Origin of the sequence: Halomonas fontilapidosi (assembly GCF_014192285.1) — a bacterium.
Classification (GTDB): Bacteria; Pseudomonadota; Gammaproteobacteria; order Pseudomonadales; family Halomonadaceae; genus Halomonas; species Halomonas fontilapidosi.
In genome coordinates this window covers 18,239-44,396 of record NZ_JACHXQ010000011.1, presented here as the reverse complement: position 1 = coordinate 44,396, position 26,158 = coordinate 18,239, and the positions used below count along the sequence as shown (strand labels likewise).

23 protein-coding genes, 1 pseudogene and 1 riboswitch are annotated in these 26,158 nt (G+C 66.9%); of the genes and pseudogenes, 12 read left to right on the top strand and 12 right to left on the bottom strand.

The genetic code is table 11. The annotated features are described in order from the left end of the window. Positions 1-39: 39 nt before the first annotated feature. A complete protein-coding gene (locus FHR95_RS14290) occupies positions 40-588 on the bottom strand; it encodes a YceI family protein (RefSeq protein WP_040185802.1) in 549 nt (182 codons plus the stop codon). 64 nt (positions 589-652) lie between these two features. Continuing rightward, positions 653-2,293 carry an alkaline phosphatase family protein gene (locus FHR95_RS14285; RefSeq protein WP_183314920.1) on the bottom strand — a complete coding sequence of 547 codons (1,641 nt, stop codon included), beginning with the start codon at positions 2,291-2,293 and terminating at the stop codon, positions 653-655. Between the two features lie 128 nt (positions 2,294-2,421). Here FHR95_RS14285 and FHR95_RS14280 point away from each other — a divergent pair, with 128 nt between their 5' ends. Genes FHR95_RS14280 through FHR95_RS14265 form a run of 4 tightly spaced genes read left to right on the top strand, consistent with a single transcriptional unit; the run spans position 2,422 to position 7,564 of the window. Next, positions 2,422-3,984 (top strand): OpgD/OpgG family glucan biosynthesis protein, encoded by a 1,563-nt coding sequence (locus FHR95_RS14280; protein ID WP_343065227.1) that lies wholly within the window; start codon positions 2,422-2,424, stop codon positions 3,982-3,984. Further along, a complete protein-coding gene (gene mdoH / locus FHR95_RS14275; protein WP_183314919.1) occupies positions 3,971-5,920 on the top strand; it encodes a glucans biosynthesis glucosyltransferase MdoH in 1,950 nt (649 codons plus the stop codon). Before FHR95_RS14280 ends, mdoH begins: the two co-directional genes overlap by 14 nt. Further along, the gene (locus tag FHR95_RS14270) at positions 5,917-6,756 is read left to right on the top strand and encodes an FkbM family methyltransferase (protein ID WP_343065226.1); all 840 of its coding nucleotides are present in this window, start codon (positions 5,917-5,919) and stop codon (positions 6,754-6,756) included. Before mdoH ends, FHR95_RS14270 begins: the two co-directional genes overlap by 4 nt. Next, positions 6,749-7,564, top strand: a complete 816-nt coding sequence (locus tag FHR95_RS14265) for a creatininase family protein (RefSeq protein ID WP_040185788.1) — start codon at positions 6,749-6,751, stop codon at positions 7,562-7,564. The genes FHR95_RS14270 and FHR95_RS14265 overlap by 8 nt, the downstream gene beginning before the upstream one ends. Positions 7,565-7,572: 8 nt before the next feature. On the opposite strand, the gene FHR95_RS14260 is transcribed toward FHR95_RS14265, so the two are convergent. After that, the gene (locus tag FHR95_RS14260) at positions 7,573-8,715 is read right to left on the bottom strand and encodes a GTP cyclohydrolase II (protein WP_183314918.1); all 1,143 of its coding nucleotides are present in this window, start codon (positions 8,713-8,715) and stop codon (positions 7,573-7,575) included. Between the two features lie 76 nt (positions 8,716-8,791). On the opposite strand from FHR95_RS14260, the gene FHR95_RS14255 reads away from it, so the two are divergent. Then, positions 8,792-9,637: a RibD family protein gene (locus FHR95_RS14255; protein WP_221199347.1), complete on the top strand. Its 846-nt coding sequence runs from the start codon at positions 8,792-8,794 to the stop codon at positions 9,635-9,637. A 90-nt stretch (positions 9,638-9,727) separates the two neighbouring features. On the opposite strand, the pseudogene FHR95_RS17175 reads toward FHR95_RS14255, so the two are convergent. The 5 genes and pseudogenes from FHR95_RS17175 to FHR95_RS14230 form a co-directional block, all read right to left on the bottom strand. Next, positions 9,728-10,594: pseudogene (locus FHR95_RS17175) on the bottom strand (lysylphosphatidylglycerol synthase transmembrane domain-containing protein); the annotation flags it as partial. Beyond that, a complete protein-coding gene (locus FHR95_RS14245; RefSeq protein WP_183314917.1) occupies positions 10,591-11,466 on the bottom strand; it encodes a class I SAM-dependent methyltransferase in 876 nt (291 codons plus the stop codon). The gene FHR95_RS14245 and the pseudogene FHR95_RS17175, both read right to left, overlap by 4 nt. Beyond that, positions 11,463-12,590, bottom strand: coding sequence for a glycosyltransferase family 4 protein (locus tag FHR95_RS14240; protein ID WP_221199342.1), 1,128 nt, complete (start codon positions 12,588-12,590; stop codon positions 11,463-11,465). Before FHR95_RS14240 ends, FHR95_RS14245 begins: the two co-directional genes overlap by 4 nt. Continuing rightward, complete coding sequence (locus FHR95_RS14235; RefSeq protein WP_040185775.1) at positions 12,587-12,985, bottom strand: 6-pyruvoyl trahydropterin synthase family protein; 399 nt, start codon at positions 12,983-12,985, stop codon at positions 12,587-12,589. Before FHR95_RS14235 ends, FHR95_RS14240 begins: the two co-directional genes overlap by 4 nt. A gap of 17 nt (positions 12,986-13,002) precedes the next feature. Then, the gene (locus FHR95_RS14230; protein ID WP_183314916.1) at positions 13,003-13,989 is read right to left on the bottom strand and encodes a zinc-dependent alcohol dehydrogenase; all 987 of its coding nucleotides are present in this window, start codon (positions 13,987-13,989) and stop codon (positions 13,003-13,005) included. Positions 13,990-14,302: 313 nt separating this feature from the next. Here FHR95_RS14230 and FHR95_RS14225 point away from each other — a divergent pair, with 313 nt between their 5' ends. From FHR95_RS14225 to tenA, 3 genes are all read left to right on the top strand, one after another. Then, on the top strand, positions 14,303-14,896 hold the full coding sequence (locus FHR95_RS14225; protein WP_221199341.1) for a CDP-alcohol phosphatidyltransferase family protein: 594 nt from the start codon (positions 14,303-14,305) through the stop codon (positions 14,894-14,896). Between the two features lie 47 nt (positions 14,897-14,943). Next, positions 14,944-15,564, top strand: coding sequence for a YceI family protein (locus tag FHR95_RS14220; RefSeq protein WP_183314914.1), 621 nt, complete (start codon positions 14,944-14,946; stop codon positions 15,562-15,564). A 65-nt stretch (positions 15,565-15,629) separates the two neighbouring features. Next, positions 15,630-15,754: riboswitch (TPP riboswitch) on the top strand. Between the two features lie 82 nt (positions 15,755-15,836). Further along, positions 15,837-16,505, top strand: coding sequence for a thiaminase II (gene tenA, locus FHR95_RS14215; protein WP_183314913.1), 669 nt, complete (start codon positions 15,837-15,839; stop codon positions 16,503-16,505). A gap of 67 nt (positions 16,506-16,572) precedes the next feature. On the opposite strand, the gene FHR95_RS14210 is transcribed toward tenA, so the two are convergent. Both FHR95_RS14210 and FHR95_RS14205 read right to left on the bottom strand, forming a co-directional pair. Then, positions 16,573-17,457, bottom strand: a complete 885-nt coding sequence (locus tag FHR95_RS14210) for an HAD-IIB family hydrolase (RefSeq protein WP_183314912.1) — start codon at positions 17,455-17,457, stop codon at positions 16,573-16,575. Between the two features lie 260 nt (positions 17,458-17,717). Further along, entirely contained in the window at positions 17,718-18,221 is a 504-nt protein-coding gene (locus tag FHR95_RS14205) for a porin family protein (protein WP_040185769.1), read from the bottom strand. 231 nt (positions 18,222-18,452) lie between these two features. On the opposite strand from FHR95_RS14205, the gene FHR95_RS14200 reads away from it, so the two are divergent. From FHR95_RS14200 to FHR95_RS14190, 3 genes are all read left to right on the top strand, one after another. After that, entirely contained in the window at positions 18,453-19,646 is a 1,194-nt protein-coding gene (locus FHR95_RS14200; RefSeq protein ID WP_183314911.1) for an acetate/propionate family kinase, read from the top strand. Continuing rightward, the gene (pta, locus tag FHR95_RS14195; protein WP_183314910.1) at positions 19,633-21,828 is read left to right on the top strand and encodes a phosphate acetyltransferase; all 2,196 of its coding nucleotides are present in this window, start codon (positions 19,633-19,635) and stop codon (positions 21,826-21,828) included. The genes FHR95_RS14200 and pta overlap by 14 nt, the downstream gene beginning before the upstream one ends. Positions 21,829-21,955: 127 nt before the next feature. Next, entirely contained in the window at positions 21,956-23,092 is a 1,137-nt protein-coding gene (locus FHR95_RS14190) for an aminotransferase class V-fold PLP-dependent enzyme (RefSeq protein WP_040185781.1), read from the top strand. 115 nt (positions 23,093-23,207) lie between these two features. Here the strand turns inward: FHR95_RS14190 and FHR95_RS14185 are convergent, their stop codons facing one another. Further along, positions 23,208-23,891 (bottom strand): CBS domain-containing protein, encoded by a 684-nt coding sequence (locus FHR95_RS14185; RefSeq protein WP_040185766.1) that lies wholly within the window; start codon positions 23,889-23,891, stop codon positions 23,208-23,210. A gap of 111 nt (positions 23,892-24,002) precedes the next feature. Continuing rightward, positions 24,003-24,737 carry a DeoR/GlpR family DNA-binding transcription regulator gene (locus tag FHR95_RS14180; protein ID WP_183314909.1) on the bottom strand — a complete coding sequence of 245 codons (735 nt, stop codon included), beginning with the start codon at positions 24,735-24,737 and terminating at the stop codon, positions 24,003-24,005. 130 nt (positions 24,738-24,867) lie between these two features. Between FHR95_RS14180 and FHR95_RS14175 the strand changes: the two genes are divergently transcribed. Further along, positions 24,868-26,136 carry a NupC/NupG family nucleoside CNT transporter gene (locus FHR95_RS14175; protein WP_183314908.1) on the top strand — a complete coding sequence of 423 codons (1,269 nt, stop codon included), beginning with the start codon at positions 24,868-24,870 and terminating at the stop codon, positions 26,134-26,136. The last annotated feature ends 22 nt before the right edge of the window (positions 26,137-26,158 follow it).

The following is a 26,158-nucleotide window of genomic DNA, read 5'->3' as shown; positions in this document are numbered from 1 at the left end:
CCAGGGTCACAGGGGGAGCGAGGCGACTCGCCGTCAGCATCAGGAGGGCGATGGCGCCAGCAGTTCGATGGTGAAGTCGACGTGGACCTCATGTTTAACCGTGCCTTCGGAGCGCCAGGCACCGCGTCCCATGTCGAAATCGGTGCGGTCCAGGGTCAGGCGGCCATTGACGCTGACCCGATCGCCCTGCCGCGTCCAGTTCACCGGCACCGTCAGCGGGTAGGTCTCGCCGCGCAGCTCGAGCTCGCCCTCGATGCGCAGCTCGCCGGCGGCCGGCGCCTGGATGTCGGTACTGCGCAAGACGATCTCAGGGTAGTTCTCGACGTCGAACCAGTTGTGCCCGTGCAGCATGCCATCGACGATGTCGTTGCCGCCGGTGATGCTTTCCGAGCGAAGGGTCAGCACGACATGGCCCTCCCCCGGCTGATCCAGGTCGCCGTCAAGGTCGACGTCGAAGTCCTCGACACGAGTGACCGCCTCGCGGCCGTCGGCGGTGCCGATCATTTCAATACGGCTCGCCTCGCGGTCGAGCTCCCAGGTCTCGGCGGCAGAAGCGCCGGTCAGGCCGAGCAGGCTGAAAAGCAGCATTGCCGCGGTCGTCGCGGCACACCGCGCCATTATCGTGGACTCTCGTGACATCTTGCCTCCCGAATTATTCACCCGTTGTCTCCTTCACACCGAACGCCTCATGAAGCCAGCCGCGCAGGGCCTGCTGACCTGCCACCTCGCCATCAGGATAGCCGTCGGGACGCGGTGGATGGAGACCGGACACAAAGCCTCGTGCATGAAAGGGCTCGAGCAGACCGGCGTCACCGCTGATGACATGCACCGGGACGGCGCCACTGGCGTTGTCGCCGGTGATCAGGGGCGCTGGCTGGTGGTCCCCCAGCAGAATCATCAGGGTCTGTTGGTCCACGAAATCCTCGGCCCAGCGGAGGCTGGCCCCCAGCGCATAGTCCAGTGACCGGGCGTAGTGGTCGCGCACCCGTTCCAGGTCCTGCCAGAGTTGATCGGGTGATTCGCCGGCGTCTTCCCAGCGGGCAAAGACGCTGCCGTCACCCACCGCGCTCCAGTCGTCGAGCACCGGCAGGATGGGTGTCCAGGGCGCATGGCTACTGATCAGCGCGAGCTGGGCGAAGAGCGGCGCCGACTCAGCGTGCTGGGAGGCTGCTGAACCGTTGCGGATCTGCGTCTGGAAATGGTGCAGGGTGTACTGGTCTGGCATCGTCACCCAGTTCAGCGGCGGGCCGGCATACTCGAGGTCCGCCGCGGCATGGATCTCGTCGAACCCGTAGGCCCGGCCCTCCGGCCAGGCCATGGTAATGGCCGGCATCACCGCGAGGGTGCGGTGGCCGGTGGCGCGAAAGTCATCGACCAGGGTCGTGCGCTCACTGTCCAGCATCAGGCGATACCAGAGCGAGTTGTCGATGCGCAGACCGCTCAGCAGCGTGGCATGGGCCAGCCACGACTGACCACCGCGGATCGGCGAGTCCAGGAGGCCAGAGGCCACCGAGAGACCGGCGGCGTCGAGGCGCTCGGCCATGCCATCAAGGCGCGGGTCCAGCACCCGCGCATAGCGATCATCGAACAGCGCCGAGATGCCGTAGGACTCCACGAAGACCAGCACCACATCGCGCCCGGCAAGCCCCGGCAAGGCGGTCTCCTGAACGGGGGACGACGCCATGCGCTCGGCGAAGTCGCGGTGGGCACGGCGCGTCTCGATCCACTGTTGCCCCTGGAACTGCAGGGTATCCAGCAGGGGCGTACGGGCCACCGGCAGCGGTCGGACTTCGTCAAACTCGGCGAGGATCAGCATGCCACTCACCGCCAGCATCCCCCAGGCGCCGACCACCGCGCGCGGTCGGCGCGCCCTGCCCTGCAGGCTCGCGAGCATCTTCGCCAGCAGCCAGGCCGTGACAGCCAGCAGGATCAAGCCGAGCAGGCTGATCAGGCTAGCGACCGGGCCCCCCAGATTGCCCTCGAGCAGGTGGAAGACCGAACGCAGCAGGGGAAGATCGAAGTAGAGGTTCAGTGAACGTCCGAACGCCAGGTGGGTCGCCACGTCTCCCAGGCCGACCAGCAACACTGTCATGATCAGCGCGACCAGCGACCAACGCAGCCCGACGAACCGACCGGCCGATGGCAGCAACGCCAGTCCCCCCGCCAGCAGGAACGCCTCGAGGGCCATCCAGTGCTGTCTCGGGCCGCCGTGCAACAGCCATACTGGTGCCAGCAACACGACGTTGAGCATCACCAGACTCAAGCACCAGCGGATTCCAGAAGGTAACGACATGGGCATTCACCGGGACAGATGGACCAGAGCGCGCTCAGTGTATAATGTTTGTATAGCTGAGTCCCGACAACCGGTTATGGGGCCCGTTACCATCTCGTCGAGAGACATCGTTCAAGGAGGATCACGCCGTGCCCCCACCCTTGTCGCCATTATGGTGGCTGGCCAGCGGCCTGCTTATCGCCAGCATCACGCCTGCGAGCTGGGCTGCGCCCGCTCCGGATGCATCCGAGATCTTCGCCGACGTCACGCAGCGCGCTCGCCAGCTCGCGGCATCACCTTTCGATGACCCGGCCGGCAATCTACCCCGCGCACTGCGTGATCTCGACTATGATGCCTATCGTGCGATTCGCTTTCGCCCGGAGGCCGCCGTGTGGCGGGGCGAGGCGCTATTCTCGCTCCAGCTATTCCACACGGGCTTCCTGTTCGAGCGACCGGTCCGCCTGAATCTGATCGAGGACGGGCAGCCTCGGCCTTTGCCCTTCCAGCCCTCCCTGTTTCGCTACGACGCCGCGGCCGCGCCACTCAAGGAGCAGGACCTGAGTGGGGCCGGCTACGCCGGGTTTCGCCTGCACTACCCCCTCAATCGAGAGGACTACCATGACGAGTTCCTGGTCTTCCAGGGCGCGAGCTACTTTCGCCTGGTAGGCCGCGATCAGGGATACGGCCTCTCGGCTCGAGGTCTGGCGATCGATACGGCGTCTTCGCGCGGTGAAGAGTTCCCGGCCTTCACAGAATTCTGGCTGGTACAGCCCGAGCCGATGGCGTCGCATATCGACATCATCGCCCTGCTCGACAGCCCCTCGCTCGCCGGGGCTTACCATTTCCGGGTGCATGCCGGCGAGCAGGTCGAGGTGGACATCGAGGCACGCCTGTTCGCCCGCGTGGAGGTGGCGAAGCTGGGTATCGCGCCGCTGACCAGCATGTTCATGCACGGCGACGTCAGTCCCTACCCTGCCGATGACTTCCGTCCCCAGGTGCATGATTCCCAGGGCCTGCTGATGCAGACCCATGCCGGCGAGTGGATCTGGCGCCCGCTCAACAACCCACGCGAACTACGCGTCACTCGCCTGCAGGACACCCATCCCGCGGGCTTCGGCCTGGCCCAGCGAGACCGAGATTTCGCCCGCTACCTGGACATGGAGTCCCGCTACGAGCGGCGCCCCAGCCACTGGATCGCCCCACTCGACGACTGGGGGACGGGCAGCGTGGAACTGGTCGAGATTCCCAGCGACTCGGAGACCCACGACAACATCGTCACCTACTGGGTCCCCGAGCAGCCGCTCGCAGCGGGCGAGTCGCGCACCTATCGCTACCGGCTCGCGACCTTCGATGCCCGACATCCCGAGCAGGCCCTGGCCCAGACCCTGCGCACCCGACAAGGCTGGGGGGCCGTTCCAGGCCAGCGTGACCCACCGCCGCGCAGCCTCCGTCAGTTCGTGGTCGATTTCCGTGGCGGGGAGCTCTCGAGCCTGGACGACACCCACCCGGTGGTCGCCGAACTCGAGCTCTCGAGCGGCCAGGCCCGGCAGGTAACGGTGCAGCGCCTGCCCGACGGCGACACCTGGCGCGCCTCCTTCAGGGTGCAGCCCGAGGGGAGGCGTCCCGTGGACATGCGCCTGGGGTTGACGCTGCGCGATGCGCCCATGAGCGAAACCTGGAACTATATCTGGAACCCCGATGAACTTCGCTGACCGCTCGCCTCGCGTGCCCTGGCTGGCCGCGCGGCAGGTAGGCGTGACCCTGCTGGTGCTCGCCACGACCGCCCTGGGTAGCGCGGCCATGGTCGAGATCCTGCGCGTCAACGGCATCACGCTGCTGCAGGGCATCATTCTCGGCCTGTTCGTGATCACCTTCGGCTGGATCACCATCGCCTTCTGGACGGCGATCATCGGCTTTTTGCTGCAGCTGACGCGTCGTGATCCCTTGACCCTGGCCCGCCTCGCGTCCCAACCCGGGGTGAGAGAGCCGGGGAAACACCATACGGCACTGGTGATGCCCATCTACAACGAGGATCCCAGGCGTGTCGTGGCCGGCCTGGAAAGCACCTGTCGTTCGCTGCTCGATCAGCCCCAGGCCAAGGGCTTCGAGGTGTTCGTGCTGAGCGATACCCAGGACGAGGCGATCGCCCGCCGGGAGGAAACCGCCATCGCGGGCCTGCAACAGCGACTCGCCCCTCGGCTGGTGGTCCACTATCGCCGCCGCGAAGCCAACCACGGTCGCAAGGCCGGCAACCTGGCAGACTTCTGCCGGCGCTGGGGCCATCGCTACCACTACCTGGTGGTACTGGACGCGGACAGCCTCATGGGCGGCCGAACGCTGGTGGCACTGGTGGCCACCATGCAGGCCAACCCCGCTATCGGCCTGATCCAGACGGTCCCCATTCCGGTCCGCTCGGCCAGCGTCTTCGGGCGCTTCATCCAGTTCGCCGCGGCCCTGCACAGTCCCCTGCTCGCCACCGGACAATGTTTCTGGCAGGGCCATGGCGCGAACTTCTGGGGCCACAATGCCATCCTGCGCACCCGAGCCTTCATGGCCAGTTGCGGCTTGCCGGAACTGGCCGGCAAGCCGCCGCTGGGTGGCGAGATACTCAGCCACGACTTCGTCGAGGCGGCGCTGATGCGCCGGGCCGGCTGGGAGGTCCATCTGGAGACGCGGCTCGGTGACAGCTTCGAGGAGGTCCCCAGCAATATCCTCGAGTTCGCCAAGCGCGACAGGCGCTGGATACAGGGCAACCTGCAGCATCTGCGGCTGCTCGGCGCTGCCGGCCTGCCGCTCATGAGCCGCCTGCATTTCCTGTTCGGCGCGCTGGCCTATCTGACCTCGCTGCTATGGGGAGTGATGCTGCTCATCGGCACCCTGGACGCCATCGGTCGGGCCCAGGGTCGCCATGACTTCTTCAGTGCCGGCTATCAGCTCTCTCCCGACTGGCCCGTCAACACGCCCGACCTGATCATGCCGCTGCTATTCAGTACGGCGCTGGTACTGATGCTGCCGAAGGTGCTGGGCCTGCTGCTAGCACTCATTCAGCGACCCCACGACTTCGGCGGCAGAGCCTCCCTGCTGGCCAGCAGCCTGCTGGAAATGGCCATCGCCGTGCTGATCGCCCCGGTCATGATGCTGCTGCACAGCGGGTTCATCCTGGGCGTTCTTGGCGGCAGACGGGTCAGCTGGGACGCCCAGATTCGCGAGGGGCGAGCGGTCCCCTGGGGCAAGGCGTTTCGCCATACCTGGCTCACAACCCTGGTCGGCGCGCTATGGGCCGGGTCGACCTACCTGCTCGCCCCGCTGTTCTTCTGGTGGCTCGCGCCCGTCTGGCTGGGCCTGCTGATGGCCGCACCACTGGTCAGGATAACCAGCAGCCTCGCCCATGGCCGTCGGCTCTTCCGCGCCGGCCTGCTGAAGGCGCCGGCGGAGGTGACACCCAGCCGGCTACTGCAGCAGCCAGCAACAGCCGCGTTCAGCCCGGCCGGGGCCCACCTGGCGCCCCCGCCGCCGGAATCGCCCGGCGAGATGCCCCTGCAGTCGTTTTCCCGCTGGCCACCCCGAGCCGCTGTGTCGCCGTGCGAGGCGACGCCCGCCGGGTCGACGCGCCAGGCGAGCCACCATGTCAAGGCGAAATCCGAATGAAGCATGCCGATAGCCCCCTCATGCCCAGCCGACTGGTCACCGCGGCCTATCATCTGCCACGTTACCTGGGCCTGGCCCGTTCACTGCTGATCTACTGGCGGCCGGGCCGCCAGCGAGGCCTGCAGCGGCTCTATGCCGAGTTCATCGGTCCTGACGACCTGGTGTTCGACATCGGCGCTCACCTGGGCGATCGCACCGCGGCCTTCCAGGCGCTGGGCGCCCGCGTGATCGCGCTCGAGCCGCAGCCGGTGCTGTTTCCCTGGCTGAAGCGCCTGGTGGGTCGACGCCGCGGCGTCACCCTGCTGCCCTGTGCGGCGGGTGCCACGCCCGGGACAGCCGAGCTGGCGGTCAGCGAGGCGACGCCGACGGTCTCCACCCTGGCCCATGAATGGCGCCGTGACATCGGCGAGCGCAACGCCGGTTTTCGCAAGGTACGCTGGCAGGGTCGCCAGCGCGTTCCGGTGACCACGCTCGACACGCTGATTGCCGACCATGGGTTGCCGCGCTTCTGCAAGATCGACGTGGAGGGCTTCGAGGCCGAGGTACTGGCCGGACTGACGCAGCCCATCGCCGGGGTCTCGGTGGAGTTCGTGGCCGGCGCCCTGGACGTGGCCGAGCGCTGCGTGGCACGGCTGGAGGAACTGGGGAGTTACCAGTTCAACGTCATTGCCGGCGAGCAGCGGCGGTTCACGTGGGCCGCCTGGCGTTCAGCGGCGGCCACGCGCGACTGGTTGGCCGCAGGTGCCGACGGGCTCGCCTCGGGCGACCTCTATGCGCGGCACATCGCACATGCCATCGATCATCGATACGACACGGAGCGCACACGCCATGAGTGATCCCATCCTCAGCCCCCGCTGGCAGGATCTCACCAGTGACGAGATAGCGACCCTGCCGCGCCATGGCGTGGCCGTCATGGTGGTGGGCGCCATCGAACAGCACGGCGACCATCTACCGCTCTCCACCGACCTGGATATTGGTGAAGGGCTGCTTGAGAAGGCGCTGACTCTCCTTTCCGAGCCCTTCCCGCTGGTGCGACTGCCGTCGATGGCGATAGGCGCCAGCGACGAGCACCTGAGCTTTCCCGGCACCCTCAGCCTGCCGCCCGAACTGGCCATAGCCACTCTGGAGGCCCATGGCGACGCCGTCGCGCATGCCGGCCTCGAGCGCCTGGTCGTGATCAATAGCCACGGCGGCAACAAGGCGGTGATCGACCTGGCCGCCCTGAGACTGCGCCGCCGGCACGGCATGCTGGTGGTCAAGGTCCACTACACGAGAATGCCGCTACCGGATGACCTGCCCGAGGCCAGCCTGCCCGTCGACGAGCTGCGCCACGGGCTTCATGGCGGCGCGCTGGAGACCGCCATGATGCGCCATCTGGCCCCGCACAAGGTGCGCCTCGACAAGCTGGACCAGCCCCATTCACGGGGCGAGGTCATGGAGGGGCAAGGGCTGCTGCTGGGCCCTGAGGGCGAGGCCGCCTTCGCCTGGCTGGCCGAGGACCTGCATCCCGGCGGGGTGGTCGGCAACGCTCCCCTGGGCACCGCCGAGCTCGGCGAGCAGCTAGTGGCACATTACGGCCAGCGCATCGCCCGCATCCTGCGCGAGACCGGCGAGATACCGCTCGGCGACGCCCTCAGCCGCTAGAACGCGCGTCAGGACCCCGTGGCGGGGTCCTGATCGCTCTCGAACACGGCATCGAGCAGATGACCGGCGCGCTCCGATTTGGCGCTGAGATAGCGGCGGTTGTGGTCGTTGAGGCTGCCATACAGCGCCTGGCGTTCCACTACCTCGATACCGCCTTCGGTGAGGGCCGCCATCTTGCCCGGATTGTTGGTCAACAGCTGCACGCGGCGAATGCTCAGGGCATCCAGAATGTCCACGGCCACCCCATAGTGGCGCTCGTCCTCACCGAACCCCAGCACCTGGTCAGCATCCAGGGTGTCCAGACCGCTGTCCTGGAGGGTATAAGCGCGCAGCTTGTTGGCCAGCCCGATGCCTCGCCCCTCCTGGGCCAGGTAGAGCAGCACGCCGCCGCCCAGCGCCTGGATATCGGCCACGGCATTGCGCAGCTGCTCGCCGCAGTCGCAGCGCAGGCTGCCGAACAGATCCCCGGTCAGGCAGGCCGAATGCAGGCGCAGCGGCACCGCCGCGTTGTCCTTGCCCGGCTCGCCGATCACCACCGCCACGTGCTCACGCAGGCCGTCGGCTTCCCGAAACAGGATGAAGCGACAGTCGAAGGCTTCGGCCAAGGGAATGCGTGCCTCGCTGACCTGCTGCAGCATGCCGATACCGCCCTCCAGGCAACGCTCGGCCTGATCGGCACGGACGGCCAGCCAGGCCCCTTCTGCCAGCCGGGCCTCGACGGCAGGCCGCTGCGCCTCGCCGACCCGGGCGACCAGCGCTGCCGGAATCAACAGCGCACGGCGCATCAGCGCCAATGCCGCCCGGTCGGCCGGCTGTGCGGGCGCCAGCGAGCGACGACACTCGGCCAGCTCGTCGCGGCCCAGGGCCAGTTCCGGGCTGAGTCCGAAGGCCAGGTCGACGAGTCGCCGCCGACCGGTGCCCGCCGGCAGGGGCAACCGTGCCGACCCGCGGGTGTCCGACTCGCCCAGCGCTGCCAGCCGGTGACGACTCAGCACCAGCGAGGGGGTGTTGCCGGCGAGATCGGCCAGCCGAGATACCGACGCCTCGGCCGTACCCTCGGTGGCCTGGACCAGCACGTGAGTGTCCCCGGCGATGACCACCACCGGCAGCCCGCGTCGAAGATCGAAGATTGCCCGTTCAACCTGATGCATGGAGCCCTCCTTGCACGCCTTGTACCGCCGAGGCGGACTGCGCATGATGACGTCTTTCCTCTGACCCGGAGACCTCATGCCCCCGACCCAGCTCGAACCCCTGGATCCGGCAACGGCCTGGCAGGCCCTCTGCCGGGCCCGTGATGACGTGGCCCGTCGCGCGTCGCCAATGGTCAGAGACGGTCCGCTTTGCCTGACGGCCGACGGCTGGACGTCGGACGTCCCGGCAAGCGACGAGGCCCGAGCGCTGCTCGACAATCTGACGCCGCTGGCCATGCATCGCGGCCGCCTGGCCGTGGCGCAGCTCGGCCAGAGCCTGGACGGCCGCATTGCCACCGAGCGCGGGCACTCTCACTACATCAACGGCCTCGAGAGTCGCGTCCACCTGCATCGGCTGAGAGCGCTGGTCGACGCCGTGGTGATCGGTGCCGGTACCGCCTGCGAGGACGACCCCTTGCTCACGGTCCGCCACGTCGACGGGCGCCAGCCGGTGCGGGTGATCCTCGACCCTCGTGGACGGGTACCGGCGTCGCTGCGCCTGCTGCGCGAGGCGCAGGCCCCCTGCCTGCATCTGGTCGGCGAGCAGGCGGTCATTCCCGCCCCGGCGGCCGACCACGTCACCCGTTTGCGGCTGCCGCTGGGCACCGATGGATTCACCCCCGCCGTCGTGCTCGAGGCGCTCGCCGCGCAGGGACTCAAGCGCGTGCTGATCGAGGGCGGCGGCGTCACGGTGTCGAGATTCCTGGAGGCCGACGTGCTGGACCGCCTGCACCTGCTGGTGGCGCCGCTGCTGATCGGCTCCGGTCGGCCGGGACTGGCCATGACGCCCATTGCCACCCTTGATCAAGCGCGTCGCCCCGTCACGCGAACCTTCCGCTGCGGCGACGACACCCTCTTCGACCTGGATCTCAGCCGACCCTGACCCCGCGGGGCCCGCCATCGACGGCGTCGACATGGCACGCCGGCGCGCCAGACCCGGCAGGAAGAGGGCACCGGGCAGGCTCGCCAGCAGCACCAGCAGACCATAGGCCATCGACACCGCCACACCCTCGGCCGGCGGCAGGCCCGCCAACCCCCAGACCAGCGCCGCCGCTCCTTCGCGCAGCCCCCAGCCCGCCAGCGAAAGCGGGATCAACATCGCCAATAGCACCGGAGGCACCAGCGACAGCAGGGTGCCCAGCGGCAGGGTGACACCGATCGCCCGGGCCGCACAGACGAATACCAGGGCATAGCTCAGGACCACCAGCAGCGAGCCGAGGAGCTGTCGGGGCCAGATCGACGATGCCAGCAGGCTGTGGCGCAGGTCACTCCCCAGGCCGGCCAGTGCCGCCGGCGGTCGACGCAGCAGGTGGCGTATCGCCGGCACTGTCGCCACGACCAGCAGCGCAGCGGCCATCAGCCAGCCCGGTGAAGCGAGGCCCGCCAGCGCCCCGCCGAGCCATCCCTGCCACAAGGGGGAGAGGGCCACGACCAGCAGCGTCAGCAACAGCAGCGCCAGCTGGCCCGAGGCGCGCTCGATGATCACCGCCCGCCAGGCACTGCCGCGCCGGCCGCTGGCCCGGGAGTGTCGCCAGGCGCGGGCAGCATCCCCTGCCACGCCGCCGGGCAGTACCTGATTGAGAAACATGGCCAGGTAGTATTCGCGCAGCGCACGCGCCCAGTCCAGCGACAGGCCGAGCCGGCACGCGGTGAGTCGCCAGCGCCAGGCGGAAAGCAGCATCTGCGGCAGCGTCAGGGCCAGGGCCAGCACGATCCAGCCCGGTGCCAGGGGGCCGACCGCGCCGATCACCTCCCCCGGCTCGAGCCAGACCCAGAGCCCGGCCAGCAGCAGCAGGCTGGCCAGAGGGCGCCACAGGCGGGAGGATGGCGCCAGGATCATGGCGCCCCCCGTATCGGGCAGGCAAAGAGATCACGGTGTCCCACCGTCACCCCGAGCTCCCCGGCATGGAGGTCGGCCAGGCGCCGGTCGCGCCAGGCGCCCAGGCGAGCGCGCTGCGCCGGTGCCTCCTCCACGGCGGCATCGTGCCAGCCGACGACCAGGGCCTCGGCCAGGCCGGGATGTGTAGTATCGCCGGCCACCAGGTGCCAGGGCGTCGCATCGCTCTCCACCTGGAACCCCGCGTCCAGCAGCATGCTGGCCAGCACCGCGGGCGCCTCGCCGGCCAACGCCGGCCCCAGGCCCTTGTCGCGGTACTGATGGGTCTGGAAGAGGGTGCGCACGGCGATGTCCTCGCTGTCTTCGACACGCGCGCCCTGGCGGTCGAGGAAGGCCCAGTCGCCATCCACGTTGAGGGTCAGTAACAAGGCCTGGCCCTGCGCTGCACAGGCAGCGACCAGCGCGGCCGCCCAGGCGCGGGGCATCAGGTCGAGCAGCGCCGAGGCCGTCACCAGGTCGATACCGGTGAGCAGCTCGCGGTCGATCGGCGACAGGCCGCGACACAGGGTCTCCACGGCCGGCGGTGCCCCTGCCCGGTCGCGAAGGCGCCGGCCGCGCCGGCGAGCATGGCTCAACAGCTCGGGGTCATGGTCAACCAGTCGCCAGTGCTGGGGGCCGGGCAGGCGTGGCGCCAGGAAGCGCTGATTGCTGCCACTGCCGCTGCCCAGATCGATGATACCGTGGGGCGCAGTGCGGGCCTTCAGCCAGTCCACGGCCAGCCCGGTCAGGCGATGGCTGCGTGACTGGGCATCCAGCCCTTCCCGCAGCGCCAGCCACTGCGCCGAGAACAGGTCATGGGAGGTGGAAGCCCTCATGACGGCAGCCCCCGCTCGGCTCGGAAGGTGCCGGCGATCGACATGTCGGGAAGCCCTTCCAGAGCGGCCAGGAAACGTTGCCCCGCCTGTTGCCAGTCGGTCAGCCGCTGCCTCGCCCGATAGGCGCCATGACGCAGCTCTCGCCGGGTGTCGGCGTCACCCAGCCAACGCGACAAGGCCTCTCGCAGTGCGCCGGCATCACCGGGAGGTACCGCGATGCCTGCCTCGGGCGGCAGGGTATCGGCCAGCGCCCCACCGGTGGTGGTGATCACCGGCAGCCCTCGCGAGAGCGCCTCGGTCACGACCATGCCGTAGCCCTCGTAGAGCGAGGGCAGCACGAAGAGATCGGCCCGCTGATAGGCGGCGTCCAGGGCATCGGCGTCCCGCTCACCGGCCCAGATGATGCGCTCCGTCAGGCCATGCCGACGCGTGATCTCGCGCAAGTGGGCGGCATGGGCAGGGTCGCGATCATGACTGCCGACGATCTCGCAAACCCAGGGTCGATCGGTAAGGCAGGCCAACGCTTCGACCAGCAGGCCGAGCCCCTTGCGCGGAATCAGTGTCGCCACACAGAGCAGACGCCAGGGCCGGGTGGTGGCCTCCTGGTCCTGTGCACCGGTGGCCGGCGAGGCCTTGTCGACACCGGGCTCGACGACCCGGAGGCGCTGCGCGGGGACGCCGTAGTCGCGCAGCGCGCTGGCCGTATGCTGGCTGGTGACGATCACGCGACGCGCGGCGGCCAGGGCTCGAGCCTCGCTATCGCGGAACGCGCGGCGCTGCGCCTCGTCGAGGCCGGCCTCGTCGGCCAGGGGGTGATGGACGAGCGAGACAATTTGCAGACGCTCGGCCTCGCGCTCGACCTCCTCGGCCAGACCGCCCATGGCCAGGCCATCGATGACCACAAGGGCAGTATCGGACAGGGCTGCCAGGGCCTGCGACAGGCTCCGGCGCGCCCGCTGATCGGCCTGCGGGAAACGCCCCTCGAGGCCCACTACGTCCACACGCCACGCCTGTCGGCGCAGTTCCGCGACGATGCGGGCGTCGTAGACGTAGCCGCCGGTCCACTGGTCCGGGTCACCGGCGACGATGAAGGTCAGCTCGGCCACCGCCTGTTGAGGCTTCAAAGCTCGCCCTCGAAGCTTGCCCAGGCGACATGCGATTCATGCAGGGTCACGCACAGGGAGTCGAGTCCCATGGCGGCATCGCCGAGATGGCCGAGCTGTATGGCGGTGGCAAGACGTTCAAAGACCACCCGCGCCATGAACTCGGTGGTGGTGTTACGCCCCTTGAACTCCTCCACCTCATCGAGGTTCTGGAAATTGAATTCGGAAAGCACCGTCTTGAGCGCTTCGCCGGCCAGGCCGATATCCACGACCAGGTCATCCTCATCGAGTTCACGCCGCTGGAAGGTCACGTCGACCACATAGGTGGCACCGTGCGTTCGCTGGGCGGGTCCGAAGACGTCGCCGCTGAAGCTGTGGGCGATCATGAAATGGTCGCGAACGTTCAGGCGGTACATGAGGCAGGTTCCTCGTATCAGGAAAAGGACGAATAACGGATTCGGTGGCAGAGCACGTCCCCGCCACCTTCGGCCAGGCGTGACATCACCGCCGGTAACTCGTGGAAGGCGCTCTCGCCCGTGATCAGGGCGTCGAGGCAGGGGTCGCGCAGCAAGTCCAGCGCCAGCGCCAGGCGTCGGCGGGAATCCCAGCGCGTCGCGTGATCGGCCGGCATATGCCCTACCTGGCTGGCTTGCAGGGTCAGGCGGCGCGAGTGGAAGGCCTCTCCCAGCGGCAGGGTCACCGCCTGGCTGCCGAACCAGCTCATCTCCACGACCCGCGCCTCGTTACCGGCCAGCGTCAGTGCCTGACGCAGCCCGGCGGGATTGCCGCTGGCGTGAACCACCAGATCGTTGTCGGCGGGCGCCTGGTCGGGCAGGCAGAAATCGATACCCAGTGCCCCGGCGAGCTCGGCTCGCCCCGGCGACACATCCACCAGACAGGTCCGGGTACCGGGAATGGCGGCACATAGCCAGGCGATCAGGCTGCCGGTCACGCCGGCACCAACCACCGTAATTCGGTCGCCTACCCCCGGGGCGGCGTCCCAGACGCCATTGATAGCAGTTTCCATGTTGGCGGCCAATACCGCCCGGGAGGCCGGCAGACCTTCCGGCAGGGGGACCACGGCGTCTGCCGGCACCACATAGCGATCCTGGTGCGGATAGAGGCAGAATACCTCACGGCCCATCAGGCTCGGCTCGCCAGCCTCGACAACGCCAGTACTGATGTAGCCGTACTTGACCGGGCCGGGAAAATCTCCCTCCTGAAACGGGGCACGCATACGCTGCCATTCGCTTTCCGGCACGAGACCCCCGAATACCAGCGACTCGGTGCCTCGGCTGACGCCGCTATAGAGCGTTCTCACGGCCACTTCGCCGGCACCGGGCATGGCTAACGCTTCCTCGCACACCGCACCCTGACCCGGCGCCAGGACCCAGAAGGCAGTCGCGTTCGCATGTGGCATGGCAACATCCCTATCGGCTATATCAATTCTCACCACAGACCATTTCGGCGCGTGACGCGTAGCGGCCAACATCAGGCACTTGAATGGCCACCACTGAAATCTTATGACACTACTGTTGCCGTTATGCTCATTCTTCTACAATAGTGATACATCCATAGTGGGCTGCACAATGCAATACTGTCAATCGAGTCCTGACCCCGCCAGACGACTGACCCTGCCGCTGTTACGTGACCTTGGCGCAGGCGGCCTGGGACTGCTTGCCTCACTGGCACTGCTGTGGGCTTGGCTTGATCCTAGCCTGTGGGTCCTCCTCTTGGCAGCGACATCCTACCTCTTGATGGCGGGCTGCATCCTGACCGGCGTCCCCGCTCCCTGGCAGGGGCTGGGCCTGGCCAACCGCATCACGCTGGGCCGTGGCTGTCTGATTGCCCTGCTGACGGGGATCCTGGCCGACCCCGGCCTGTTGACGCGACACCCTCTCCCCTTCGCCGTCCTGGCTCTGCTGGCGCTGGTACTGGATGGGGTGGACGGTGCCGTCGCCCGTCGCACCTCGACCCAGAGCGATTTCGGGGCACGTTTCGACATGGAGCTCGATGCCTTTCTGATCCTGGTGCTATGCGTGGCAGTGGTGTTGCTCGACAAGGCAGGTCCCTGGGTGTTGGCCATCGGCGGCATGCGCTACGCTTTTGTCATGGCGGGACTGCCGTTCTCCTGGCTGACGGCTCCCCTGCCGCAGAGTCTTCGTCGCAAGGCGATCTGTGTCTGGCAAGTGGTTGCCTTGATGGTCGCCCTGCTCCCCGTTGCCGGTGCCACGGCCACGACCTGGGTGACGGGTAGCGCGCTGGCCGGCCTGGCCGGATCGTTCATCATCGATATCCGCTGGCTGTATCGCCACGCCTCGGCATGACGCCGAAGGAAGGTCGGGCCAGCAGCCACTCGTGAAAGGACACGCTCATGCCTTCATCACTCCAGCATACCCCACGCGCCTCGTTGCCCATTGCCGCAGGGCTCACCCTGGCACTGGGCGCCCTCTGGGTGCCATCGGTCAATGCCGAGCCGCGTACCTATGAAATCGACCCTGACCACTTCTCTATCGGCTTTTTGACCGAACACGTCGGTTACGCCGACACCCTGGGCATGTTCCTGGAAGGCCGGGGCGAGTTCGTCTACGACGAGCAGACACGAGAACTGCACTCGGGCACCGTCGAGATTGCCACCGACAGCGTGTTCACCAACCACGAGGAGCGTGATAACCACCTACGCAGTGACGACTTCCTCGACGCGAGCCGCCATTCGACGATTGTCTTCGAGGTCACCGACTTCACGGCACATAGTGACAGCGAGGGCACCCTGGAAGGTGACCTGAGCCTGCTCGGCGAGACCCACCCCGTCACCCTGGAGGTCACGCTCAACAAGGCCGACGCCTACCCCTTCGGTCATGAACAGCACACCCTGGGCCTGTCGGTGCGCACCACCATTGCCCGCAGCAACTGGGGAATGACCTACGGCGTCGATAATGGCCTGGTCGGCGACGAGGTGGAGCTGATCCTCGAACTCGAGGCGATCAGGCAATAGCCGTCCCCCCTGTGTGTCAACCACGGCGGGGCTGGCAAGTCACGACCAGCCTGCTAGACTCGTCCCATCGCTTGACGGGGTGCCGGTGAGTTCCGGCTGAGATGGCGCACGTTCCATGAGGAACACAGCGCTGATCCCGTGGAACCTGATCCGGCTCGTACCGGCGTAGGAAATCAGGCGATGGGCCACCCAGGCGAGCCGCCTGCCACCACCGGCCCATCCCCTCCCTCGCACGCCCGACGACCGGATCGCCACCAACGTCTGGAGTCGACATGGGCTATCGTTTCAGCGACCTCACCGACGCCTGCCAGGATGACTGGCGCGCCTATATCGAGCACCCCTTCGTGCGCGAACTGGGCAACGGCACACTCGGCGAGGGCGCCTTCCGCCACTACCTGCAGCAGGACTACCTCTTCCTGATCCACTTTGCCCGCGCCTACGCGTTAGCCGCCTTCAAGAGCCGCACCCTGGCCGACCTGCGCCAGGCCCACGAGGGCCTCAAGGCGATCCTCGACGTGGAACTGGACCTGCATATCGGCTACTGCCGCGACTGGGGCATCAGCGAGGAGGATCTGGCCACCCTGCCCGAAGCCCGCGCCACGCTCGCCTACACCCGCTACGTCCTGGATACCGGCCAACGGGGCGACCTGCTCGACCTGCATGTGGCGCTGGCCCCCTGCCTGGTGGGCTACGGGGTGATCGCCAACTGGCTCAATGCCCAGTCGTTCACGGTGCGTGGCAACGCCAACCCCTATGACGCCTGGATCGCCATGTACGAGAGCGACGAATTCCAGGCCGCCATGAACGATGAACTCGCCTGGCTCGACGCGCGCCTGGCGGAGGTCACGCCACGCCGTTTCAATGAGCTCGTCGAAGTATTCCGGGATGCCACACGCCTGGAGATCGACTTCTGGCAGATGGGGCTGGACCGGGCAAGCTAGCCCACGACCTCGAGGGCTGTTGCCACTGTGAAATAAGGGGCGCCGGGGACAGGCCGTAGAGGGAATACTAGCTTGCCCCGGCCGCCACCATGGCAGCGGGGCGGACGCTCTCCGCTCGCCCCCACCAATGGCTCACACCCTCGGCCCAGCCGGCCGGGCCATTGGCCTTGCTGCGATAGAGACGCTGCTGCTGGGGGACCACCTCGAGGCCATGACTGCCGGGTATCACCACGGCGTGATCCACTGCCTCTAGCATGGGCACGTCGTTGGGACCATCGCCCAGCGCCAGGGTAAGTGGACGCTGACCACGCAGGGCCGCAAAGCGCTCGATCAGCCAGCTCACGGCACTCCCCTTGTGCGAGGTGCCGGTCACATGCCAGAACCGCCCACCGCGCACCAGACACAGTCCATCGCCCGCCAACCCCTCGCGGAAGGCCGCCAGGCTGCGATCATCCCCATGCCAGAGCAGCGGTTCGCTGCCTTCCCGCATTCTTGCCAGACGCGCATCGGACTCACCGAGTCCCGTGAAGGCCATCAGCTCATCCAGGGGCATCTCGCTCATGGTGGTAAAGCGCGCGCCCAGCCGCTCACGCCACACCCGCAGACGCTGGCGAATGAAACTGATATCCACCCCCAGGGCGCGAACCACCAGACCATCCGGACCGGGCCGCTCGAGGCGGGCGTGACGCCACGCCGGCGGTAGCCCCACCAGGGCACCGCTCTCGGCGATGAAGGGCGTGTGGGTCAGGCCCAAGGCCTGGCGCAGCGGCAGGATCTCGCTACGCGTCCGGCAAGTAACCGGAATCACCGGCACATCCAGCTGCTTGAGACGCGCCAACCAGGGACGGGCAGCGCGCCAATCGTCACGACACGGATCCAGCAGCGAACCGTCCAGGTCGGTAAACAGCAGTCGCGGAGCCGAGGCGGTATCCGGCAGAGTGAGTGCATTCATGAGGAGAGCTCCCGGGCAGAGACAGTCGCTGGACGATGGACACAAAGCACACTGCATGAAATGTGCCATTTGCTGGCAGAACGCCTGGCAACCGCCAGCCATCCTTGATCACTCCCGTCGGTACGGCCCCCTCGACAACACGGCGCGTCAGATACGTCACTCGGGGGCAGCCTGAATGCACTAGCTGAATGCACCATAAAAAAACAGACGCCCCACGGCGGGCAACCGAGGGACGTCGTGGTGACGCATGGGGCAAACGTTCAGAAGCGGAACGTTACCCCGAGACTCGCCGCATCGAAGGTGTAGTTCGAATCGTCCAGGTAGCGCATGTAGTCCGCGCCCACCGCGAGGCTGGGCGTCATGTCGAACTCGGCGCCGGCACCGTAGGAGAAGCCGCTCTCGTCATCCACGTCGAGATCTACTTCGGTGAAGCCTGCCAGACCATAGAGGCGGAACTCCGGGGCGATCGGCACGATGCCCTTGGCATAGCCACCGGCCAGGTAGTCCAGTTCGACATTGCCGTCTGAGCCGCCGGTGCCAAGATGGCCTTCCAGGGCGAAATAGTCGTTGAACGCCACGCCGGCCCGCAGACGCAGGCCGGTGCTGTCGAAGCTGTGGCCCCGGTCAGGGTCGAGGTCCCAGAACAGCACGTCGCCACCGAGGTAGGGGCTGGGCTGATAGTTCATCGGGCTGCCCTGGGCATGGGCGGTAGCCCCGGCCAGCAGCAGGGCGGCGCAAACGGCGGAAATCGTGATGGTCTTCATGGTCAACCTCCAAGTTAGGAAACAGCGTTTCCCCACGCAATCTTCATTCTGGTACAGCTTCGACTAACGTGCAACATGGGCCGCCCAGCAAATAGCCAAAGGGGCTAGGTGCTTGCCCTCAAGCCGTTGAAGTCACTGCATCTTGCACTGCAACATGCTAGATTCACCTTGCCGCGGCGCCAGTCGCCACTGACACCCTCCGCGCACCCGACACCCCTGACAGGACGCGACATGAACGATCCGATACTGGTGATCAACTGCGGTTCCTCGTCCATCAAGTACGCTCTCGTCCCCGCGGCTCCCGACGAATCTCGCCTGGCCGGTCAGGCCGAGCGCCTGCGTGGCGTGGATGCTCGCCTCACGGGAGTCGACGGCGCCGGCCGAGCGTTCTCGCGCCCGCTGCACGGTGCCGATCACAGCGAAGCCATGAAGGCGATCCTGGAAAGCCTGGAGGGGCAGCACCCCGTGGCGGTGGGACATCGCATCGTGCATGGCGGTGAGCGCTTCACCCGCGCCACGCGCCTGGATGCCGGCGTGCAGCGGGCCATCGAGGCCACCGGCGCCCTGGCACCGCTGCACAACCCGGCCAATCTCGCGGGGGTAACCGCGACCCTGGCGCTCTTCCCCGACCTGCCTCAGGTGGCGGTCTTCGATACCGCCTTCCATCAAACCCTGCCGCCTCGGGCCTATCGCTATGCGCTGCCGGAAGGCCTCTATCGCAACCACGGCATCCGCCGCTACGGCTTCCATGGCAGCAGCCATGCGCACGTGAGTGCGCGACTCGAGACCGTAAGCGAGCGCCCCCATGGCGGCTGGCTGATCGCCCACCTGGGCAACGGCTGCTCTACCTGCGCGGTCTGGCAGGGAGAAAGCGTCGATACCAGCATGGGGCTGACACCGCTGGAAGGCCTGGTAATGGGCACTCGCAGCGGCGACGTCGACCCGGGCCTGCATGCTCACCTGGCCCGCCAGCTGGGCTGGTCGATCGAGCGTATCGACACCCTGCTCAACAAGCAGAGCGGCCTGCTGGGGCTCTCCGGCCTCTCCAATGACATGCGTCGCCTCGAGCAGGCCGCGGCCGAGCACCACTCGGGCGCGGTGTTGGCCATCGAGGTGTTCTGCTACCGCGTGGCCAAGTCGCTGGCGAGCCTCTCCTGCGCGCTGCCTCGTCTGGATGGCATCGCCTTTACCGGCGGCATTGGCGAGAATGCCAGCGCCGTACGTGCGCGAGTGATCGAACAGCTTCCCCACTTCGGCCTGAAACTGGCCGCCAGGGCCAACGCCGCTACTGTGGGCGGCCGCGAGGGCCGCATCGACCCCGCGGCGGGCGGTCCCCAAGTGTGGGTCATCCCCACCGATGAAGAGGGCCGTATCGCCGAGGAAACCCGCCAGCTGCTGCAAGAGAGCCATCATGACGCCACTTGACCATCGTCCCGAGCCCCGCAACCTGCTGCTGGTGCCTACCGACAGCGGCGTGGGCCTGACGTCGGCCTGTCTGGGCCTGATCCGTGCCCTGGATACCCTGGGGCTCAAGGCCGGCTTTCTCAAACCGTTCCGACAGGACGAGCTCAACGGCGACGGGCCGGAGCGATCCTGCGCCCTGGCGGCCAGCACACTGGGGCTGGCACCGCCATCACCGCTGTCCCAGGCCAGGCTGGAACGCCTGCTAAGAGAGGACCGCAGCGACGAGCTGATGGAGGAGGCCGTGGAGCGCCATGCCCGGGTCGCCACCCCGGCGTCGGGCGACGCCCCGGAGCTGGTGGTGATCGAGGGGATGGCGCCCAGCCCGCACAGCAGCTATGCGACGCAGCTCAATGCCCAGCTGGCCCATGCCCTCAATGCCCGCATCATTCTCGTCGCCGACGGCGACCTGAGTGATCCCCGGGATCTGGCAGAACGCCTCGACATGCATGCCCAGGCCTTCGATGGCGTCGACTCGCCGCGCACCCTGGGCTGCATCCTGATGCGGCTGCGTCCCCTGCCGGATGGCGACGACGCCGCATCGCTGGCGGCCCCCGAGCTCGCCGCCCGACGCGATGCGCAGCTGATGGACGACCTGAGCCGCTACCTGCCCGCCCTGGGTAGTGAGCGCTTCAACCTGATCGGCGCGGTGCCCTGGCATGCGACCCTCTCGGCACCGCGGGTGCTGGACGTCGCCCGTGCGCTGGAAGCACGCTTCCTGCACGAGGGCGAGGCCGCCAGCCGTCGCGTACTGGGCACCAGCCTCTGCGCGCGCAGCGCCTCCCACGCCCTGCACGTGTTCCGTCCGGGGCGTCTGCTGGTCACGCCCGGCGACCGTGATGACAACCTGCTCGCCGCCGCCCTCGCGACCATGAACGGCGTGCCTCTTGCAGGCATCCTGCTGAGCCATGGCGAATTGCCCGATGAGGCCATGATCGAGTTCTGCCGGCCGGCGCTGCGCAGCGGGCTGCCGGTGATGGCGGTGGACTCCGACAGCTTTGCCACGGCCCAACGCCTCGATCGCATGGCCAACGACATCCCCATCGACGACCCGGAGCGGGCCGAACAGGTGACGCGCTTCGTCGCCGACCACCTCGACCTGCAGTGGCTCAAGGAGAACCTCAGCCGCGGCTATCCGAGCCGACTCTCTCCCGCCGCCTTCCGTCATCAGCTGGTCAAGCTGGCTCAACAGGCAAGCAAGCGCATCGTGCTGCCTGAGGGCAGCGAGCCGCGCACCGTGGAAGCCGCCGTGCTCTGCCAGCAGCGTGGCATCGCCCGCTGCGTGCTGCTGGCCAGGCGCGAGGAGGTCGAGGACGTCGCCCGACAGCGCGGCATCGAGCTACCCGAGGCGCTCGAGATCCTCGACCCCGCCCGCATTCGCGACGACTACGTGGCCTCGATGGTCGAACGACGCCGCGACAAGCTCAACGCGCTGACCGCCAGCGACCAACTACAGGACAACGTGGTACTCGGCACCATGATGCTGGCCGAGAATGAGGTGGATGGCCTGGTCTCCGGTGCGATCCACACTACCGCCAATACCGTGCGCCCCGCCTTTCAGCTGATCAAGACGGCACCGGGCTATCGGCAGGTGTCCTCGATCTTCTTCATGCTGCTGCCCGAGCAGGTGGTGGTCTACGGCGACTGCGCCGTGAATCCCGACCCGGATGCCGAGACGCTGGCCGAAATCGCCATCCAGAGCGCCCGTTCCGCCGCGGCCTTCGGCATCGAACCTCGGGTGGCCATGATCAGCTACTCTACCGGTGAATCCGGCAGTGGCGCCGACGTGGAGAAGGTCCGCCAGGCCACCCGGATCGCCCGGGAGCGCGAGCCCGCGCTGTGCATCGACGGCCCGCTGCAGTATGACGCCGCGGCCATCGAGAGCGTGGGCCGCCAGAAGGCCCCCGACTCCCCGGTGGCGGGGCGCGCCACGGTCTTCGTCTTCCCCGACCTCAACACCGGCAACACCACCTACAAGGCGGTCCAGCGCAGTGCCGGCGTGGTCAGCGTCGGCCCCATGCTGCAGGGCCTCAACAAGCCGGTGAATGACCTCTCTCGTGGCGCCCTGGTCGATGACATCGTCTACACCATCGCCCTGACCGCCATTCAGGCGGCTCAGCAAAGCAATGCAGCCTCGCCCGACTAAGAGCGCCGAATGGCCCGTGCCGCAGGCCCGATGGCGGCACATGGCTGGTCGCAACGCATCAATGGGCATATGCTTTAGGCACCTGCAGCCTTCGCCCCGGAAGGCACGAATCAACATGGAGAACGAAATGGCCGGCTTGCTACCCGATGTCGACCCAGATGGACTGCTCGAATACTCGGTGGTCTACACCGACCGCGCCCTGAACCATATGTCGCAGAGCTTTCAGGGCGTGATGCGTGACGTCTCCTCCACGCTGAAAGAGGTGTATAACGCCCACTCGACGGTGATCGTTCCCGGGAGCGGGACCTTCGGCATGGAGGCCGTAGCGCGCCAGTTCGCCAAGGGGCGCAGCTGCCTGGTGATCCGCAACGGCTGGTTTAGCTACCGCTGGAGCCAGATCCTCGATATGGGCCAGATCCCCGCCGAGGTCGACGTGCTCAAGGCGCGTCGCCTCGACGATGATGATCAGACCTCGCCCTTCGCTCCACCCCCCATCGAGGAGGTGGTCGAGTCTATCCATGACCAGCAGCCCGATATCGTCTTCGCCCCGCATGTGGAAACCTCTTCGGGCATGCTGTTGCCGGATGACTACCTGCGCCAGATCGCCGATGCCATCCACGAGCAGGGTGGCCTATTTGTGCTCGACTGCATTGCCTCCGGCACCCTCTGGGTCGACATGCAGGACATCGGCGTCGACGTGCTGGTCAGTGCCCCGCAGAAGGGCTGGAGCGCCAGCCCCTGCTGCGGCATGGTCATGCTCTCTCGCCAGGCTCGTGAGATCATCGAGGAGACGACCAGCACCAGCTTCGCCTGCGACCTGAAGAAGTGGCTGTCGATCATGGAAACCTACGAGACCGGCAGCCATGCCTATCACGCCACCCTGCCCACCGACGGCCTGCGCCAGCTGCGCGATGTGATGCGCGAAACCCGGGAATATGGCTTCAACAAGGTACGTGACGAGCAGTGGGAAGTCGGCCGCCGGGTTCGCGGGATGCTCGCCGAACACGGCTTTCGCAGCGTTGCGGCGCCCGGCTTCGAAGCGCCCGGCGTGGTGGTCTGCTACACCCGCGACGAGGGCATCGTCGGCAAGTTCCTCGCGGCCGGTGTTCAGGTGGCGGCGGGCGTGCCGCTGATGTGTGACGAAGGCAACGATTATCGTGCCTTCCGCATTGGCTTGTTCGGCCTCGATAAACTCCACCACCCGGAGCGCACTCTCGAGAGTCTGGAAACGGCCCTGACCAAGGTGCGCAGCGCCGACGACTGAGTCGCCACGCATTACATCAGGGTGAGAGCCCAGCACTCGATCATGACGGACCTTTAACGACAGCGGGGCGGCCATCTGGCCGCCCCGCTGTTGCATGCGCCGAGAGGTCGTGACCTCAGTAGCCGCCCATGCCTCGTGGCATGAAGCCCAGGTTGTTCTCCACTTCCTTCACACCGTCGATGTTCTCCGCCGCGACCTGAACGGCCCAGCGTTGTTCCTTGCTGTCCACCAGCCCCCAGAGCTGCACCTTGCCGTCGGACACGATGATGTTGAGCCGGTCGACCATGACGCCGGTGTTGTCGTCCACTTCCTTGACGATGGCATCACGGATCGCCCGGTCGTCGTCGCCGCCGGCCGGCTGGCGGTTCACCGAGAAACCGCGCAGCAGGTTGGCACGGCTGACGATGCCCACCAGCTTACCGTCCCGCACCACCGGTACACGCTTGATATGACGCTTCTCGAGCAACGCGGCGATATTGTGCAGTGGTTCATCCTCGTTGATGGTGAGGGGATGTGGCGTCATGACCTCACCGGCCTTGCGGCCATGACTCTTGACGTAGTCGACGGCGTTGCCGCCACCGCTGAAGAGCTTCAGCCACCAGGACTTGTGCTGGTCGCCGTTGTTCTCGACTCGGCGAATCAAGTCCCCTTCGCTGACGATGCCGAGCACATTGTCATCGGCATCCACCACTGGCACGGCACTGATGCCGTGCTCCAGCAGCAGGCTGGCGATCTCGCTGACTTCGCTGTCGGGAGTGACCGTAATCACGTTGGGGGTCATGACATCTGCGGCTTGCATGGGATGGAATCTCCGAACGATTAGGGGACGCTATTGTATGTCTCACCTTTAACAAGTTAGCAACCCTTTGACCGCTACGCCTTGATTCCGGACAGGTTTCGGCCGCCCACATCAAACCGATCCGGCCGCCATGGCACGCTCGCCGTCGGTGATGAGCTCGTCGACCTCCTCGAAGGCAGCGAAACGCGCCGGGCGAATCACGCCCAGCTTGCTCTCGTCCACGACCAGCAGGCGGTGCGCCGCGGTGGCGATCGCTGCCTGCTTGGGCGCCACCTCATGGAAATGAAAACAGCTCAGGCCCCTCTCGCGATGCACTCCCGCCGCGGAGAGGAAGGCCTTGTTGATGCCGAGACGTCGAATGGCATCGCCCATGGTGTCACTGGCGAAGGAGCGCGACGAGCCATGGTAGACCCCGCCCAGCAGGATCAGGCACACCCCCGGCAGAGCACTGACCGCGTTGGCCACGTTCAGGGCATAGGTCACCACGGTCAGCGAGGCGTCGGCTGGCAGAGCCGCGGCTAATGGCATCAGCGTCGTGCCGCAATCGATGAACAGGGTGTCGCCGGGCTCGATATGTCGGGAGGCCAAGGCACAGAGTCGGCGCTTGGCCTCGGCATGGCGGTCCTGCTGTACGGCCAGGTCGTAGTGCGGTGCGTAGCGCGGATCGTCGCTGCGCACCAGGTGGCCGCCCATTAGCCGCAACTTGCCATCTCCGGCGGCCAAGTCACGGCGGATAGTCATCTCCGAGACGCCGCAGAGTTCCGCCGCATCATGCAGGTGCAGACTGCCACCGCCCGCCAGGGCATCACTCAGCCGGGCGAGTCGCCGGACACTGCGTTCATTCATGTGCTGCCATACTTTCAACGACCCGATGAGGAGAAAGATGTTAGAAAAATAACACCAAATGTTATAGTTTGCACCTCACACTCACCCGGATGCCTGCCACCCCAGGCCGCCCCGTCAGACAGGTGCTCCCATGACCCTCTTCATGAGCCTGGTGGGCATGATGACCCTCGTGGCCATCGCCCTCATCTTCTCCTACGATCGCCGCGCCATCCGCATGCGGACCGTCGTGGGTGCCTTTGCCATCCAGGCCGGCATCGGCGCTTTCGTGCTCTACGTGCCCTTCGGGCAGACGGTGCTCAAGACCATTTCCGACGGCGTCAGCCAGGTCGTGCTCTACGCCAACGACGGCATCAGCTTTGTCTTCGGAGGCCTCGCCGAGGTGGATAACATCGGCTTCGTCTTCGCGATCAAGGTACTGCCGGTCATCATCTTCTTCTCGTCACTGATTGCCGTGCTCTACTACCTGGGGATCATGCAGTGGGTGATCCGCCTGCTTGGCGGGGCCCTGCAGAAAGCGCTGGGTACCTCACGCACCGAGTCGCTCTCCGCCACCGCCAATATCTTCGTCGGCCAGACCGAAGCACCGCTGGTGGTGCGGCCCTTCATTGCCCGCATGACGCCTTCCCAGCTGTTTGCCGTGATGTGCGGTGGCCTGGCCTCGGTGGCCGGCTCGGTGCTGGCCGGCTACGCTGCCATGGGCGTGCCCATGGAGTACCTGGTGGCCGCCTCCTTCATGGCCGCCCCGGGTGGACTGCTGTTCGCCAAGCTGATCATGCCCGAGACCCGAGCGCCGGAGGACAGTGTCTCGAAGGTTGAGGAGGAGCAGGAGGAGGAACCGGACCGGCCCAGCAACGTGCTCGACGCCGCCGCGGCCGGTGCGAGCTCGGGCCTGAAGCTGGCCGCCAACGTGGGGGCCATGCTGATTGCCTTCATCGGCCTGATCGCGCTGATCAACGGCATGCTGGGCGGCATCGGCGGCTGGTTCGGGTTCGAGGCGCTGAGCCTGGAGTGGATCCTCGGCTGGCTATTCGCCCCGCTGGCCTTCCTGCTCGGCGTGCCCTGGGAAGAAGCCACCCTGGCCGGCTCCTTTATCGGCCAGAAAGTGGTGGTCAACGAGTTCGTGGCCTACATCAACCTGGCCCCCTACCTGAGCGGCGAGGAAGTGGTTGCGGCGACCGGTCAGACGATGACGCCGCATACCATGGCCATCCTCTCCTTCGCCCTGTGCGGCTTTGCCAACCTGGCCTCGATTGCCATCCTGCTCGGTGGCCTGGGCAGCATCGCGCCGAGCCGCCGCCACGAGATCGCACGGTTCGGCCTCAAGGCCGTGCTGGCCGGCACGCTCTCCAACCTGATGTCGGCCTCCATCGCCGGCTTCTTTCTCGCCCTGGGCAGCTGAAAAAGCCGCTAAACCATTTACA